Raw genomic sequence first — 15,481 nt, 5'->3', positions numbered from 1 at the left:
TTTAAAATAACATAACATGAAAACATTTTCAATACCCACAAAAGAACAAGTATCCGAAACGAATCAGGCGATTTTTACCAACTTGGAAAAAGGATTGGGCTTTGTCCCTAACCTCTACGCTTATTATGCTAAAAATGAAACCGCTCTCGGGGACTACTTGGCACTGCAAAATCGTAAGTCTACGCTAAAAGCAAAAGAACGTGAGGTTATCAATTTGGTAACGAGTCAAATAAATGAATGTCGCTATTGCCAATCGGCTCACACCGCACTAGGTAAACTTAACGGATTTAACGAGGACCAGATTTTGGAACTCAGACAAGGTGCTGCTTCGTTTGACTCAAAACTAGATGCCTTAGTAAAGTTCACAGCTTCAGTGGTAGAAAACCGTGGTAAAGCAACAGAAGCATCCAAAGAAGCCTTTTTCGCCGCAGGATATACCGAAGCGAATCTCATCGATGTCATCTTTGTCGTAGGTGATAAAATAATCAGTAACTACATACATAATCTAACCGATTTTGCCGTGGATTTTCCTTTGGCACCGGCTTTAGAAAAACAACTTTAATCCATAACAATTCAAATTAAACATCATGAGAAATTTAGTAACAGCAGTCTTATTTTTAGTAGTAACATTGGTTAGCGGACAAGCACTTGCGCAAGAAGTAAAAACCATCAAGCTCGTACAAACTGAAGGTGAATTTGAAACAAAAACACTCACCCTAAACGAAGGTACTTATGTTTTTGAAGTTTCTAATCAAGGGGTAGATCATGCACTAGGTTTTGTCCTTGCACCAAAAGGTAAAACAGATCAGGCAAATCATATTCAAAACGCATATGTTCAAAAAACCATTGTCGACGGAGAAACCTCTACCTCAAAAGAAGTAACGTTGCGTAAAGGTGAATATGTATACTTTTGCCCGCTTAATCCAACACCGGAGTATACTCTTATTGTAAAATAAATTTAAGAAATATAGATACGCACTAACTTTCAAAAAATAAGTTAGTGCGTTATAGTTTGCTATCACAAAAAAATCTAAATTATGAAAGAGACTTCCTCATTACAAGAACAATTAGATGCTACCAAAGCATCCTTTAACGCTAAAGCTTCCGAAGATGTCAAATCCTTATATAGCGAAGGTATTGAAGCTGTAGAAAAGAGCGCTATCTACCAAAATGCAAAAAAAGTGGGAGATCAGGCACCTGATTTTACGCTTAACAATGCAGTTGGGACATCGGTTACACTTTCAGAGTATTTACAAAAAGGTCCGGTCGTACTCACTTGGTATCGTGGCGGATGGTGTCCTTATTGTAATATGACCTTACGAGCGTTACAGCAAGCACTACCTGATTTTAAAGCGGAAGGCGCAAGTTTAATTGCCTTAACTCCCGAAATACCCGATAAATCAATGTCCACAACAGAAAAGCATCAATTAAGTTTTGAAGTACTCAGTGATGTAGGGAATACCATAGGACGTGCCTACGGAATTATTTTCGAGTTGATTCCCGAACTGGCAGAGAGCTATCAAAGAGGTTTTGATTTACATGGTTTCAATGGGGACGCAAGTAATGAGTTACCCTTAGCGGCAACCTATGTCATTGCTCCTTACGGTAAGATCACCTACGCTTTTTTGGATGCCGAATATAGAAACAGAGCAGAACCTTCTGAAATACTCGATGCATTAAAAGCCTTAAAATCGTAGATTATTGTTTGCAAGTAATGAAAGGCTTTATCGTTCTTGAGGTTTCAATTCTTTGAGCTCAGGTGTAGAAACAACATCCTATATATCCACATAATTGTTAGCAAATCTTAAAATTCAACGCGACTACGTTAATCTAATGATAAACTGAAAACATTCGTATTATGGACCTCTGTAATAGTTGTATTTTTAAGTAAAAACAATATGAATCTTAAGAATAAAATTGCGGTAGTCACAGGCGCCAGTAGCGGTATTGGCAAAGCTATTGCAAAAGAATTATCGCAACAAGAATGTACTGTAGTTTTAGCCAGCCGAAGTACCGAAACCCTAAAAGAGATAAGCAAAAGCTTACCCCATAAAAGTAGTGTCGTTACGATGGACGTAAGCAGTACCGATAGCGTTTCTCAAGCTTTTAAAGAAATTTACAAGACCTACGACCATATTGATATCTTAGTCAATTCTGCAGGTATCATGCCCTTAACGTATATAAAGAACAGGCATCTGGACGAGTGGCTTGATACGATTGATGTGAATGTCAAAGGCGTGCTGCGATGTATCTACGAAGTGCTTCCATCAATGAAAAAGCAAAACAAAGGGCATATTATCAATATTGCCTCGGTAGATGGTAAAGAATTGTATGAAGGAGGTGCAGTGTATGGAGCTTCAAAAGCAGCGTTGATTGCATTGTCGAGAGCTTTACGTATGGAATTATCTCCCGAATTCAATATCCGGATTACTGCCATCGAACCGGGAACGGTGGATACAGACCTGCGAGAGGACATCACCGATCAGGAGCTGTTAGAAGATAAGGATTACGGCGGAGATGAGCCAAAAATGGATGCCACCGCAATTGCCGAAGCTGTCGTGTACGCAGTACAACAACCCGATAGTGTTAACGTCAACGAACTCTTACTGAAGCCTACAGGTAAATCCTAAAGTTCATGGAAGGCATTGCACACCTTATAATATGAGTCCCTTGGTAAATGCGAGCAAAAATATAAGTACCTTGTGATTCGTTATAAAACAGGAGTCAATGAAAAAGCAAGTTACCGCTATTATTTTTGCCGCTGCCATCGTCGTTGCAGCATTGGTTTTGGGAAAAGCCTATGTCGACAGAAATAATAAAGATGGAGAAGTATTAGTAACCGGATTAGGAAAAGCTAATTTTAGCTCCGATCTTATTGTTTGGGAAGGACGGTTTGAAGCACAAAACATAGATTTAAAACAAGCCTACCTGACGCTGGATTCGGACAAAAAAACCATTCAGGAGTATTTAATATCGAAAGGAGTAAGTAAAGATGACTTAGTCTTTAGTGCTGTGAAAACAACACGCAAAACACGTACAAAATACGCCGCTAACGGAAATTATATCGGGGAAGAATTTGATGGATATCACCTTTCACAAGCTATCGAAATCAAATCCAAGGAGGTTGCTAAAATCGAACTCGTTTCGCGTGAAGTAACCGAATTACTTAATCAAGGCGTTCAGTTATATTCTGAAGCTCCCAGATACTACTACACACAACTCGCAGATCTTAAAATTGAAATGATCTCAAAAGCAACAGAAGATGCCCGACTACGTGCAGAAAAAATCGCAGAGAACTCCGGTAGCAGTTTAGGTCAGTTGAAATCAGCACGAATGGGAGTTTTTCAGATAACAGGTCAAAACTCTACCGAAGCGTATTCATGGGGAGGTACTTTTAATACGGCTGATAAAGAAAAAACTGCATCCATCACGATGAAGCTTGTATATGATGTTGACTAATTCAAATCATCTATAATCAATCGATTATCCTAGTAAATAACAAGTCTGCAGTTGTTTATCTTACGTAAATAAGTGCAAACTGCTAAAGAATTACGTAATAACGTTAAGAGTTTTAACATTATACCTTAATTTTTAAGAGTAGATTTGTAATACACACAAATAACTCTTAATGCCATGCTTAAAACAAGAACTCATTCTAAGCTACTCTACGCTACAATTGTGGTTGCGCTGTTATGTATAATTCTGGCTATTTTTGGTCTTATATTTTAGCATTCGATACAATTGAATACGCTGTATTTGATAGTTTAAAGTACTTTAACAAATGTTTAATACACCCTTTTACATTGACTCTCAGTGTACCTAAGCCAAACCAGTGCTTACACCTAGGCTTTCAGGGGGCCTATCTATAGTATTTTTTCTACTTTTGTTGTTCACTTATCCATTTAACTATGTTACCTAGTTCATTAAAATTTTTGGTAGTAGAAGATTTGGTTTCTGATTCTTTTTTAATTCAGAGACAACTTAACAAGCTATGTGATAATGCAGAAATAAGATTTGCCGATAGTGAATTGGCATTAACCAATGCATTAAAGAAATATATGCCCGACTTTATCATCAGTGATTTTAGCCTTAGCGGTTTTAATGGTTTTGATGTCATACGAATGGTCAAGGATCATGATCCGAATCTTATCATTTTGATCATTTCAGGCAGTTTGAATAATGATGAAAAGGTTGCGCAATTGTTAATGGAAGGTGCCTCTGGTTTTTTTCTAAAAGACCCTATCAATGAACTCCCCGAGAAGCTACGTCCGGTGTTAGAAAAGCTATATATAGAAAAGCAAGAACAATTGAAAAAATTAGATTATCAACGTAAGAAAGATGCTGCCCTGGATGAAGTCGCGTCTTTTTTAAGAGAGTTTGATAGTAGTCGTGAGGATGCAGACGAGGATACCATATTAAAAACCATGCAAAAATCAATTTTAAGACTATTCCCAAACTATGGATCAAAACAATGATGGTGTTTCTATTCTTAAATCAATTTATGTCAGTTTATTTATCTTAATTCTAATCGTTGCAGGAATATTTTTTCTGGTAGCTGCTATTAAAAATTCTCAAAATTGGTTAGTACATACCGTAGACGTAAAACATAAAACTGAACGTTTACATTCTTTTATTAAAGATGCTGAAAGAGGACAACGGGGATATTTATTAACCAACGAAACCTCCTATAATAATCCGTATAATAAAGCTACGAATCAACTGGATGACCAAATTGAAGAACTCAAAGCCGAAACTGCTTACAATCCGGCACAACAAGCCAACATTAAGAAATTAGATTCGCTGCTGTATCTAAAACTGGATATTCTTGAGCGGACCATCGATGCTCAAAAAGCAGGTAATGATGATACTGCGCTCAATATTGTAAATACAGATCGTGGTCAATATTTGATGCGAGAAATCAATACCGTAATTCAAAATATCCTAAAAGATCAGGACACCCTCTTTGAAGAACGTAAACAAACGCAACAATACACTTATTATTTAGCGATCGCCTTGCTTATTGCATGTTTGGGCTATATGATTTTAAACCTGCTACGTATTCGCAATCAACTACGTCCGTTGATTGAAAAATTAAAGAACAACAATGAATCCCTGAAACAAAGTGTCGATGCAAAAAATGAAGAGATACGATTAAGAGAAGTGCAAGTCGCAATTAATAAAACACTCATTGATCGTCTACAAGATAAAAATAAGGAACTCAATCAATTCGCCTATATCGCATCTCATGATTTGCAAGAGCCCTTGCGAACCGTAGATAATTTTATTACGATTTTTGAAGAAGATTATGGGGACAAGCTGGATGAAGAAGCTTCTGGATACTTTAACTTCATCTACGGCGCTACAGAGCGTATGAAAAACTTAATTACAGGGCTGTTAAACTATAGTAGAATCGGTCGGTCCGGCAAAATAGAGGCGGTGGATCTCAATATAATTCTCAACGATATTGTCATTGATTATACTAGTTTGCTGGACGCTAGTGATGCACAGCTCAAACTACCTAAACTTCCAACGGTAAATGGGTATGAGATAGAAATTAAGCAATTATTTTCTAATTTAATCTCCAATGCAATTAAGTTTATTCCCAAGGATAGACAACCAACTATTGAAATTAAGTATACCGAAGATCAAATGTATCATATCTTCGAAATACATGATAACGGTATCGGCATCAAACCGGCGCATATCAATAAAATATTCGAAATGTTTACCCGCCTCCACAGTACCTCACAATATGAAGGTAAGGGTATCGGACTCTCTTTTTGTAAAAAGATAGTTGAACTCCACGAAGGTACAATCAAAGCCGAGTCTGAGCTGGGAATAGGCTCCGTTTTTAGATTTACTTTCAAAAAAGATTTACAACCCTAAATTAAACAACCTCCAAGACATGAAAGAACAGTTAAATAAAATACTACTTATAGACGATTCTGAAGCAGACAACTTCGTACATAAACGCGTGATTAAAAAATGTAATGTCACTAAATCTATTGTCGCTAAGCTTTCCGGCGAAAGTGCTTTAGAATATTTAACCACCTTAGAAGAGGATCAATATCCTAATCCGGATTTAATATTCTTAGATATTAACATGCCGGGAATGAACGGATGGGAGTTTCTGGAAGAATATGACAAACTTGACGAAGAATTTAAAGCAGGAATTGTGGTTACCATGCTTACTACCTCTTCTAGTCCGGATGATCGCGCACGTGCTCAAGAAAACGGTATTATCGACCATTTTGAAAACAAACCCTTAACATCCGAAGTGTTGATGAAAGTGTTAGAGAAACATTTCCCAGAACGCTTTTAATATAAAGTAACCAATCAATTAGTAAAAAGGCGTTGTTTACGCCTTTTTACTTACGATCACGCTGGCAAGTAACGCTAGAATCCCTAAACCAATACTGATATACGCATTGGTATTGTCCTGTGCCTCTATGCTAAATCCTCCTATAGATACGGATGCTTCGGGAGTAATTACAGTGTATATTCCGTAGCCTAATAAGATAACGCCTGCGATAAGTAAGATTGTTTTTACCATATCTTCTTTGTGTTGGTTGAACCCTCAAGATACCTAAATATCTTAACTTCATACAAATCACTCTCTTTGCATACATCATAAATGTAATCTTGATATTGCATACCTCATCAGTAACGTACCAAGCAATTTTAAACGGCACAGTCAAGATACTTTCACATATATTTTAATAGAATCAAGGAGTTAAATACCTTACATACTTCTCCACACGAATTGCATCCAAACCTTTCATACAGCAAACCATAATTTACTAATGCTATTCCATAGATACTTCGTATTTTTAACTGATCATTTAAATTAACACTTACTATAAATATACGATCCCATCATGCCACACTTTGTAATTGAATGCTCCTCGAACATCGTAAAACTCAAAGAACCTCAACAGATCATTCAAGCTGTATATGACACTGCAGAAGCGACGCAACTTTTTACTCCGGGTGATATAAAAGTGCGTATACGAAGCTTTGATGATTATACCGTTGGCAACACAACCAATGATTTTATCCATGTTTTTGCTTATATCATGGAAGGTAGAACCCAAGAGCAAAAGAAAAAATTATCCAAGAGTGTAGTGCAAACTTTACAGTCAATATTTCCCGAGGTTCCTATACTGTCTATAAATATTATGGACTTTGAAAAAGCTACCTATCTTAATAAATCTCAATTATAAAGCATCGTTTTCATATGAATTTCACATTACGCCATTTTTGTATACACCTCGGTATATTTTGTAGTATTGCTTTTGCTCATAGTCAGCAGGTGAGCGTTCCATTAGATACCTTAGTTAACACCAGTCATACAGTTCAAATTAAAGGAAAATCTATTCCTTACACCGCAACCACAGGTTTTCAACCCGTGTGGAATGACCAAGGAAATCCCATTGCTTCCCTTTTCTACACCTATTATAAACGTAGTGATATAAAGAACGATGAGAACAGGCCTTTATTAATTTCGTTTAACGGTGGCCCGGGATCAGCCTCGGTATGGATGCACATTGCTTATACCGGTCCCAGAATTTTAAAAATTGATTCCGAAGGTTTTCCCATTCAACCCTATGGAATCAAGGACAATCCGAATTCGGTATTAGATGTTGCCGATATTGTCTTCGTAAACCCGGTGAATACAGGCTACTCCCGAATGATTCCGGACAAAGATGGCAAGATGCCGGAGAAAAAATTCTTTTTTGGGGTAAATGCAGATATCGAATACCTGTCAGAGTGGGTAAATACCTTTGTAACCAGAAACAACAGATGGCGTTCTCCAAAATATTTGATTGGTGAAAGCTATGGAACTACGAGAGTATCCGGATTAGCATTGGCGCTACAACAAAAACAATGGATGTATCTCAATGGAGTCATTCTGGTTTCCCCTACCGAAATTGGTTTCGAATTTGATGGCCCGATAGAAGTAGCCAACCGCTTGCCTTATTATACAGCAGCAGCCTGGTATCATAAAAAACTACCACCTGCCTTGCAACAAAAGGATCTCTTAGAAGTGCTGCCCAAAGCCGAACAGTATACTATCCATACATTAATCCCTGCTCTGGTAAAAGGAGGTACTTTATCTGAGAAAGATCGCAAGTTCATCATTGACTCCATGGCGTATTACTCAGGAATATCCAAAACTGTGATCGACCAACATAATCTAGAAGTACCCAAAGCATTTTTCTGGAAAGAATTATTACGCACTAGTCATGGCTATACCGTAGGACGTTTGGATTCGCGTTATAAAGGTATGGATGTAAAAGAAGCTGGAGAGCGACCTGATTACAATAGTGAGCTCACGGCCTGGCTACATGCCTTTACCCCTGCCATCAACTACTATATCGGAGAAGAACTGAAATTTAAAACAGACTTGAAGTATAATATGTTTGGACCGGTTCATCCTTGGGATCGCAGTAATAATAATTCCGGCGAAGCCCTGCGTAGCGCTATGACTATGAATCCAAATTTGCACACCATGATTCAATCGGGATATTTTGATGGTGCTACCACTTATTTTAATGCGAAATATGTGATGTGGCAGCTCAATGCAAACCGCAAGCTTGGCAAACGCTTAGATTTCAAAGGGTATCGCAGCGGTCATATGATGTATTTGCGTAACGAAGATCTCATTAAGGCAAATCAAGACATACGAGACTTTATTATAAAGTCTTCAAAAAAGATACAGTCCGGTTCAAAATATTAAATATATGGATGCCATTCAAAAAATAAAACCCCTTGGATTCCCTTGGGAAACAAGTGATCCCTTTCTCTTTTGTGCTTATCACGAAGATTTATATCCTGCAGGTAACGATCAATTGGGGCCGGATGCATCTTTGCAAGGAAGAAATCTTGGGCAGGATTTTATAGAAAAGGACGGATTCAGAATGTATCACGGTACTAGCGTACCTGGTTTTCCTGCGCATCCACATCGGGGTTTTGAGACGGTGACCATCGTGCAAAAAGGTTTAGTGGATCATTCAGATTCATTAGGTGCTGCGGGCAGGTTCGGTAATGGAGATGTACAGTGGATGACCGCAGGGAGTGGTGTACAGCATTCAGAAATGTTTCCTCTTCTTAATAAAAACGATAAAAATCCTTTTTTACTTTTTCAGATTTGGCTGAACCTCCCGAAAAAATCCAAATTTGTTGCGCCACATTTTAAAATGTTATGGCATGAAGATATTCCGATAGTTACCAAACAAGATACTAACGGACTTAAAACTACGGTAACTTTAATAGCAGGAACACTGAACGGTGTAACAGCACCTGATAGCGCGCCTGATTCCTGGGCTTCAGACCCCAACAATAATGTTGCGATTTGGACGGTAGTCATGGAACCCGGTGCAACGTTCACCTTACCCACCACGAGTCAGTCAACTTCGCAATCGTTGTATTTCTTTAAAGGAGGCGAACTAGTGACAGAAGGATTTACCATTCCGGCAGGACATCGTATCATAACCAATCCTTCCGTTCCGCTCACCTTAGTTAACGGAGCTATCGAAAGTCATTTTTTACTTCTGCAAGGCAATCCAATCAACGAGCCGGTCGTGCAACAAGGACCTTTTGTAATGAATACCCGAGCTGAAATTTCTGAAGCCATCACAACCTATCAAAAAACTGATTTTGGTGGGTGGCCCTGGCCAAAATATGATCATGTACATGCAGCCGAAAAAGGACGCTTTGCGCTATATCCTGACGGAAATTTAACTGAAAAAGAATCTTAGGTGTTGACAGACTTACAATCACAGTATTCAGGTTTTTTGAACACCCCAAGTTTGTTGGAGTATATACCCAATACATTTGATCCATTCATTGTACAGCAAGATGTACTACCCTCTGAAGAAGCGTTAAAAAAACATATTCATATACATCCAAATGAAGTACTGGGCAAACGTGTTGAACACTTTTTTGAATACTACATCAAAACGCATTCAGCCTTTGAATTACTACGAAGCGGTATCCAGGTTTTTAAAGAAAAACAAACCATTGGCGAATTAGATTTCTTAGTTAAAAATATAGCAACACAATCCTTTTTGCATATCGAATTGGTCTATAAATTTTACATTTATGATCCTACGATCGCAGCATCACATGAAACCGGGTGGATCGGTCCAAATCGTAAAGATAGTTACGATCTAAAGTCTAATAAATTACTCAAAAAGCAATTGCCCCTTCTATATAACGAAGAAACTGAAAAAATTTTGGCATCCCTAAATTTGAGTTCCCAGAATTTTGAACAGCGTGTATGTTTTCTCACACAACTATATCTACCGCTGCATATGAAAGCTTCAGCCATTTTTGAAGAAAGAAAACCACCAATTGCAGGATTTTGGACCTCGTTTCATGATTTTAAAAACCAGTTTGATCAAGATGCAGTATATCATCTTCCGCTGAAAAAAGAGTGGATCATTAATCCCGCTCATGGAACAACCTGGATTTCTTTCGTAGAAATTTTATCTCAAATTGAGCAGGCTTGTGAGCAAAAAAAATCCCCTATGGTTTGGATAAAAACCAAAGAGGATCAGTATCAGAAAATTTTTATAACCTGGTGGTAATTATATAAGAAAGACTACTTGATTCTTTATAATCCACTGATATAACCGCCGTATACATCTTTGAATCTAAACCCTTCAGAAAGACGATATTTACTTAATTTTTTATATTCAACCAGCCCCCACAATAGAAATTCTTTTAGAAAATAACTATCATTTTGAGCTACATCAGGATGATATTTTTGTAACAACTGCTTTAAAGGTATAACAGCATCGAGTTTGGCTTTATACTCTTGATCAGATACATCGTCTAGCAATTCAAAACCACTTTCTTCAAAAAACCAATCTATCAGCTGTTGATAAGGACTCCCTTCACCCTCTTTCTCTAATTTTTCAATTTTTGGAAAGTAATCAGGAAAAAGCGTTTTTATAGCATTAGATATTAACGTCTGCGCAACGACATCGGCTCCCTCCTGTTCACCTTCATATACCAACTCAACTTTTCCTGTAATGGCCGGTACAATTCCCATAAAATCACTTACTCGTAACAAGGTGCGCTCATCACCTGATCCTAAGGCACGATACTCTGCCGTACTTAGTAAATTTTCGTAGGCTGTGATACTCATACGCGCACTCACTCCACTCTTAGGATCAATATACTCGCTTTCTCGCGCTTCAAAACCTATCTGTTCTAATAAATCTTTGGCTAATTCAGGCACATGCACTAATTCTTTTTGTCTCTTGTCTGACCCAGCTTCTTGCTGTGTAATAGTCTTTGCGATCGCAATTGTTTCAGGATAATGCGTAAGTATTTGGGATCCTATCCTGTCTTTTAATGGCGTAACAATACTACCTCTGTTGGTATAGTCCTCAGGGTTCGCGGTAAATACAAATTGCATATCCAATGGTAATCGTAATTTGAACCCTCGTATTTGGATATCTCCTTCTTGTAAAATATTAAATAAGGCCACTTGTATACGCGCCTGTAAATCAGGCAACTCATTAATCACAAAAATACAGCGATTCGCTCTCGGAATCATACCAAAGTGTATTACCCGATCATCTGCATAACTCAGTTTTAGATTTGCTGCCTTTATTGGATCCACATCGCCAATGATATCGGCTACTGTCACATCGGGCGTTGCAAGTTTTTCTGCAAAGCGGTCAGTTCTGTGTAGCCAGGTAATCGGAGTCTCATCCCCTTTCTCCTCGATTAAAGTTGTGGCAAAACGCGAAATGGGATTGAAAGGATCATCATTAATCTCTGATCCCGCCACTACGGGAATATACTCGTCCAAAAGATTGATCATTTGACGCGCTAATCTGGTTTTGGCCTGTCCTCTTAGTCCCAAGAGATTAATATTATGTCGGGAAAGAATTGCACGTTCCAATTCGGGGATTACGGTATTTTCATATCCGTGGATACCTTCAAACGTCTCTTCTTTGTTTTGTAATTTTTTGATTAAATTTTTTCGCAATTCATCTTTTATAGATAAACTTTGATATCCTTCAGCTTTTAAAGCTCCTAAAGTAGTTAAGTTCGCTATGTTCATCATATATGTAGTGTAGTAATGCTTTTAATTATGTGTTTCTTGCTCTTGTTTTAGTAATTAGCAGACTATCTGCGGATTCTTTTCTTTCGGTTGTTTTCGTAATCTTCAAATATCATTTCGCCTAACCCTTGCAATCCAGTAAAGAATGCTTTTCCTTGATTTGCATAGGTAAACTCTCTAATAAATTGCATCAAATACGGATCTTGTGCAATCATAAAGGTAGTTATAGGAATATGAAGTTTTCGAGCTTGCTGCGCCATCATATAGCACTTGTTTACAATGTGACGATCCAATCCGTTACTATTTTTATAGTAGTGTCCATCAGGCAATCTCAAGCAACTTGGTTTCCCATCGGTAATCATAAATATTTGTTTATTGGTATTACGCTTACGACGTAGCATGTCCATTGCCAATTCCAACCCTGCAACCGTATTGGTATGGTAAGGTCCTACTTGCAAATAGGGTAAGTCTTTAATAGCAATAGGCCAGGCATCATTCCCAAACACAAGAATATCCAAGGTGTCTTTTGGATATCGCGTGGTAATTAATTCTGCAAGTGCCATAGCCACCTTCTTTGCCGGCGTGATTCGATCTTCGCCATATAAAATCATACTATGGCTAATATCAATCATTAACACAGTACTCATCTGTGCTTTGTATTGCGTTTCTTTTACGATAAGATCATCCTCAGTCAACTTCAGTTCGTCCATCCCATGGTTAATCTGTGCGTTTTTAAGACTTTCAGTGATTGATATATGTTCTAACGCATCTCCATATTGATAGTTTCTAAATTCTCCCGCGTGCTCATCTCCTCTACCTGTATATTTTGTAGCATGATTCCCTGATCCGCTTCTTTTTATCTTACCGAAAATCTGATCTAATGCTCTTTTACGTATTGCTTGCTCAGTTTTGGCAGTAATAGCCATACCTCCTTTACCATCAGGTTTAATTTCTTCTCGTATGTACCCTTTTTTTTTCAGATCTTCTACAAAATCATCCAGAGTATAGTCGTCTGTGGTAAGATTATATTCTTTGTCCAGTTCCTTAAGCCAATCCAAAGCCTCATCCAGATCACCTGAAGTATGCGTAATCAGTTCCTGAAAAATTTCAAAAAGCTTATCAAAAGGAGATTGATCCGGCGCTTGATAAGGTTGAAAAGAAAAGCCCTTTTTATATATTTCCTGTGTCTTCTTCATTACATAAATTTACTACAATTTAAAAACAATAGCACCGTATAGCGATACCTTAATAGTCAATTAACATTTGTTGAATCCTACAACCATAAACTCCCATTCCCCAGAATTGTTAAAAGATTTTTTATATTTGAAAGATCTAGTCGATAGCTTGAGCTATTTGACGTAATTATTATAAAAAACTTTCACACCATGAAGTATATCTCTTTGTTACTTGTTCTCTTTCTTTCAGCACTTCCCTCTTATGCCCAATCTGACATCGAAACGGTCAAGGAGACTATTACACAAAGTGAAATTGAAGGTCATATTTATTTTTTAGCTTCTGATGAGTTAAAGGGTCGTGCTACAGGATCAGCAGAAAATAAAATTGCCGCTCAATATTTAGCTACTATGTTCAGAGGATATGGTGTTGCAACAGCTCCCAAATTAAACAATAGCTATATGCAACCGGTAGCATTGACAAAAATATCCACCCCGACAAATACAACTTTTGCTATTGGCACTGTAAGTTCGTCTAATTTATTGCCCGTTACCAAAAAGAATATTGCCTATACCGGCGAAATGGTCTTTGTAAACCACGGCTTAGAAACAGATTACGATAAAAAAGACGTTAATGGCAAAATTATTATTGCCATTGCGGGCAGTCCAGAAAAAACAGATCCGAGAAGTGCTTTTGCCCTACTTAAAAAGAAAAGAACATTAGCCAAATCCAAGGGAGCCAAAGGTTTGATCGAGATTATGGATACCGATCAAAATGTTTGGGACAATCTTTCTCACTACTTAAACACAGATAAACTAACCATTGATGACGATGAAGAAGAACCCTTTGCACACAGTTGGGTGCGCATAGCTACGAATACAATAAACACACTTTTTAAAGATGCTAAAAATTTAGAAGGTACATTTACTATAGAAGGAATAACCAAGAGTACTGTTCAATCTCAAAACGTAGTCGGTATAGTTGAAGGAACCGATCCAAAACTTAAAAATGAATACATTATTTACTCCGCACATTATGATCATGTGGGAATAGGCAAAGCTGTTGATAATGACTCTATTTATAACGGCGCCCGTGATAATGCGGTAGGTAGTGTGACTGTATTGGCTTCTGCTAAAAATATAGCAAAATATCCGACGAAACGATCTGCTCTATTCATCTTATTTACGGGTGAAGAAAAAGGATTGTTAGGGAGTCAATGGTATGTGGAGCACCCTGTGTTGCCTCTTAAACAAATGGTATATTGTTTCAATAGCGACAATGGAGGATACAATGATACTACGCTGGCAACTATTATAGGACTGGAACGTACTACTGCAGCACAAGATATTAAAGATGCTGCAACTGCATTTGGATTAAAAGCAATTGATGATCCTGCGCCCGAGCAAGGCTTGTTTGATCGCTCTGACAATGTACATTTTGCTGCCAAAGGTATCCCTGCTCCAACATTTAGCATGGGTTTCACTGCATTTGACGAAGAAATAACTAAGTATTATCATCAGGTAACCGATAATCCTGACACTTTGGATTACGAATATTTGTTCAAATTTTTCCAATCCTATGTACTGGCATCTCGTAAAATAGCTAACAATCCTACTACTCCTTTTTGGGTTGAGGGAGACAAATATTTTTCAGCAGGTACTGCGTTGTATAATAAGTAAATAGGTCTAATATTTGACTAGTCCAATTTAAAAATGTACCTTAGAAGTATAACATTTTAATTTTAGTAGCGTTATTATAAAAAACTCAGTGCTTTTGGGGATTTAATTGAAGCACTAAACACTTACAACATATGGTTATAAATTTACAACCGTAATTGTTTGCAACTTAGTAAGCAATTACATTTAACACTAGTTATGAAACATTGCCTACTACTCTCAACCCTATTCCTTGTATTAACAAGCATTTTTACAAATGCTGATGCCTATACAGCATCCAATAGTGTCTGCGATTATCCTTTAACTCACCACATTCAAAATCCGAGAGATCGTAAGCTGAGTGATGAAGAAGTACAACAGCGTGGCATTGACATGATGGTGAACCAAGTTATGGCCAATATTGATGGAATTGACTTCAAGGCTATGGCCAGATCAGATATTTTTGAAACTACCTACGGTTTTCGATGGAAAATGTTCAATCTTCAAACCGGAAAAATGATCGCTATCAAAGTAAACAAAGATTTTAAACTGCTCGATGTTATAAAATAAT

Annotated in this window: 17 protein-coding genes; 14 read left to right on the top strand and 3 right to left on the bottom strand. The window is 37.6% G+C overall.

From position 1 onward, the window contains the following. Nucleotides 1–16 precede the first annotated feature (16 nt). The 8 genes from ACJRPK_RS16225 to ACJRPK_RS16190 all read left to right on the top strand — a co-directional run bounded on the left by ACJRPK_RS16225 (nucleotide 17) and on the right by ACJRPK_RS16190 (nucleotide 6,322). Nucleotides 17–562, top strand: a complete 546-nt coding sequence (locus ACJRPK_RS16225) for a carboxymuconolactone decarboxylase family protein (protein ID WP_407141463.1) — start codon at nucleotides 17–19, stop codon at nucleotides 560–562. Between the two features lie 25 nt (nucleotides 563–587). After that, nucleotides 588–956 (top strand): cupredoxin domain-containing protein, encoded by a 369-nt coding sequence (locus tag ACJRPK_RS16220; protein ID WP_407141462.1) that lies wholly within the window; start codon nucleotides 588–590, stop codon nucleotides 954–956. 81 nt (nucleotides 957–1,037) lie between these two features. Next, on the top strand, nucleotides 1,038–1,697 hold the full coding sequence (locus ACJRPK_RS16215) for a peroxiredoxin-like family protein (protein ID WP_407141461.1): 660 nt from the start codon (nucleotides 1,038–1,040) through the stop codon (nucleotides 1,695–1,697). Nucleotides 1,698–1,841: 144 nt separating this feature from the next. Further along, complete coding sequence (locus tag ACJRPK_RS16210) at nucleotides 1,842–2,630, top strand: SDR family oxidoreductase (protein WP_407141566.1); 789 nt, start codon at nucleotides 1,842–1,844, stop codon at nucleotides 2,628–2,630. A gap of 97 nt (nucleotides 2,631–2,727) precedes the next feature. Then, a complete protein-coding gene (locus tag ACJRPK_RS16205; protein ID WP_407141460.1) occupies nucleotides 2,728–3,459 on the top strand; it encodes an SIMPL domain-containing protein in 732 nt (243 codons plus the stop codon). A 449-nt stretch (nucleotides 3,460–3,908) separates the two neighbouring features. Continuing rightward, nucleotides 3,909–4,475, top strand: coding sequence for a response regulator (locus ACJRPK_RS16200; RefSeq protein ID WP_407141459.1), 567 nt, complete (start codon nucleotides 3,909–3,911; stop codon nucleotides 4,473–4,475). Further along, nucleotides 4,459–5,886 carry a sensor histidine kinase gene (locus ACJRPK_RS16195; RefSeq protein ID WP_407141458.1) on the top strand — a complete coding sequence of 476 codons (1,428 nt, stop codon included), beginning with the start codon at nucleotides 4,459–4,461 and terminating at the stop codon, nucleotides 5,884–5,886. Before ACJRPK_RS16200 ends, ACJRPK_RS16195 begins: the two co-directional genes overlap by 17 nt. Before the next feature lie 19 nt (nucleotides 5,887–5,905). Further along, nucleotides 5,906–6,322: a response regulator gene (locus ACJRPK_RS16190; protein ID WP_407141457.1), complete on the top strand. Its 417-nt coding sequence runs from the start codon at nucleotides 5,906–5,908 to the stop codon at nucleotides 6,320–6,322. Between the two features lie 36 nt (nucleotides 6,323–6,358). Here the strand turns inward: ACJRPK_RS16190 and ACJRPK_RS16185 are convergent, their stop codons facing one another. Beyond that, nucleotides 6,359–6,553 (bottom strand): hypothetical protein, encoded by a 195-nt coding sequence (locus ACJRPK_RS16185; RefSeq protein ID WP_407141456.1) that lies wholly within the window; start codon nucleotides 6,551–6,553, stop codon nucleotides 6,359–6,361. Nucleotides 6,554–6,878: 325 nt separating this feature from the next. On the opposite strand from ACJRPK_RS16185, the gene ACJRPK_RS16180 reads away from it, so the two are divergent. Genes ACJRPK_RS16180 through ACJRPK_RS16165 form a run of 4 tightly spaced genes read left to right on the top strand, consistent with a single transcriptional unit; the run spans nucleotide 6,879 to nucleotide 10,592 of the window. Beyond that, the gene (locus ACJRPK_RS16180) at nucleotides 6,879–7,223 is read left to right on the top strand and encodes a 5-carboxymethyl-2-hydroxymuconate Delta-isomerase (protein ID WP_407141455.1); all 345 of its coding nucleotides are present in this window, start codon (nucleotides 6,879–6,881) and stop codon (nucleotides 7,221–7,223) included. Between the two features lie 14 nt (nucleotides 7,224–7,237). Continuing rightward, nucleotides 7,238–8,740, top strand: a complete 1,503-nt coding sequence (locus tag ACJRPK_RS16175) for a S10 family peptidase (RefSeq protein ID WP_407141454.1) — start codon at nucleotides 7,238–7,240, stop codon at nucleotides 8,738–8,740. 4 nt (nucleotides 8,741–8,744) lie between these two features. Next, nucleotides 8,745–9,761 (top strand): pirin family protein, encoded by a 1,017-nt coding sequence (locus ACJRPK_RS16170; protein WP_407141453.1) that lies wholly within the window; start codon nucleotides 8,745–8,747, stop codon nucleotides 9,759–9,761. A gap of 3 nt (nucleotides 9,762–9,764) precedes the next feature. Then, a complete protein-coding gene (locus tag ACJRPK_RS16165; protein ID WP_407141452.1) occupies nucleotides 9,765–10,592 on the top strand; it encodes a DUF1853 family protein in 828 nt (275 codons plus the stop codon). Nucleotides 10,593–10,618: 26 nt separating this feature from the next. On the opposite strand, the gene ACJRPK_RS16160 is transcribed toward ACJRPK_RS16165, so the two are convergent. After that, a complete protein-coding gene (locus ACJRPK_RS16160; RefSeq protein WP_407141565.1) occupies nucleotides 10,619–12,082 on the bottom strand; it encodes a magnesium chelatase in 1,464 nt (487 codons plus the stop codon). 65 nt (nucleotides 12,083–12,147) lie between these two features. Continuing rightward, nucleotides 12,148–13,278: a vWA domain-containing protein gene (locus ACJRPK_RS16155; RefSeq protein WP_407141451.1), complete on the bottom strand. Its 1,131-nt coding sequence runs from the start codon at nucleotides 13,276–13,278 to the stop codon at nucleotides 12,148–12,150. A gap of 189 nt (nucleotides 13,279–13,467) precedes the next feature. On the opposite strand from ACJRPK_RS16155, the gene ACJRPK_RS16150 reads away from it, so the two are divergent. Both ACJRPK_RS16150 and ACJRPK_RS16145 read left to right on the top strand, forming a co-directional pair. After that, a complete protein-coding gene (locus tag ACJRPK_RS16150; protein ID WP_407141450.1) occupies nucleotides 13,468–14,934 on the top strand; it encodes a M28 family peptidase in 1,467 nt (488 codons plus the stop codon). Between the two features lie 195 nt (nucleotides 14,935–15,129). Next, nucleotides 15,130–15,480 carry a hypothetical protein gene (locus tag ACJRPK_RS16145; protein ID WP_148783225.1) on the top strand — a complete coding sequence of 117 codons (351 nt, stop codon included), beginning with the start codon at nucleotides 15,130–15,132 and terminating at the stop codon, nucleotides 15,478–15,480. Nucleotide 15,481: the final 1 nt, after the last annotated feature.

Origin of the sequence: Aquimarina sp. 2-A2, from assembly GCF_045505135.1 — a bacterium.
GTDB classification, from domain to species: Bacteria; Bacteroidota; Bacteroidia; order Flavobacteriales; family Flavobacteriaceae; genus Aquimarina; species Aquimarina intermedia.
This window is presented reverse-complemented; position numbering and strand designations above follow the sequence as displayed.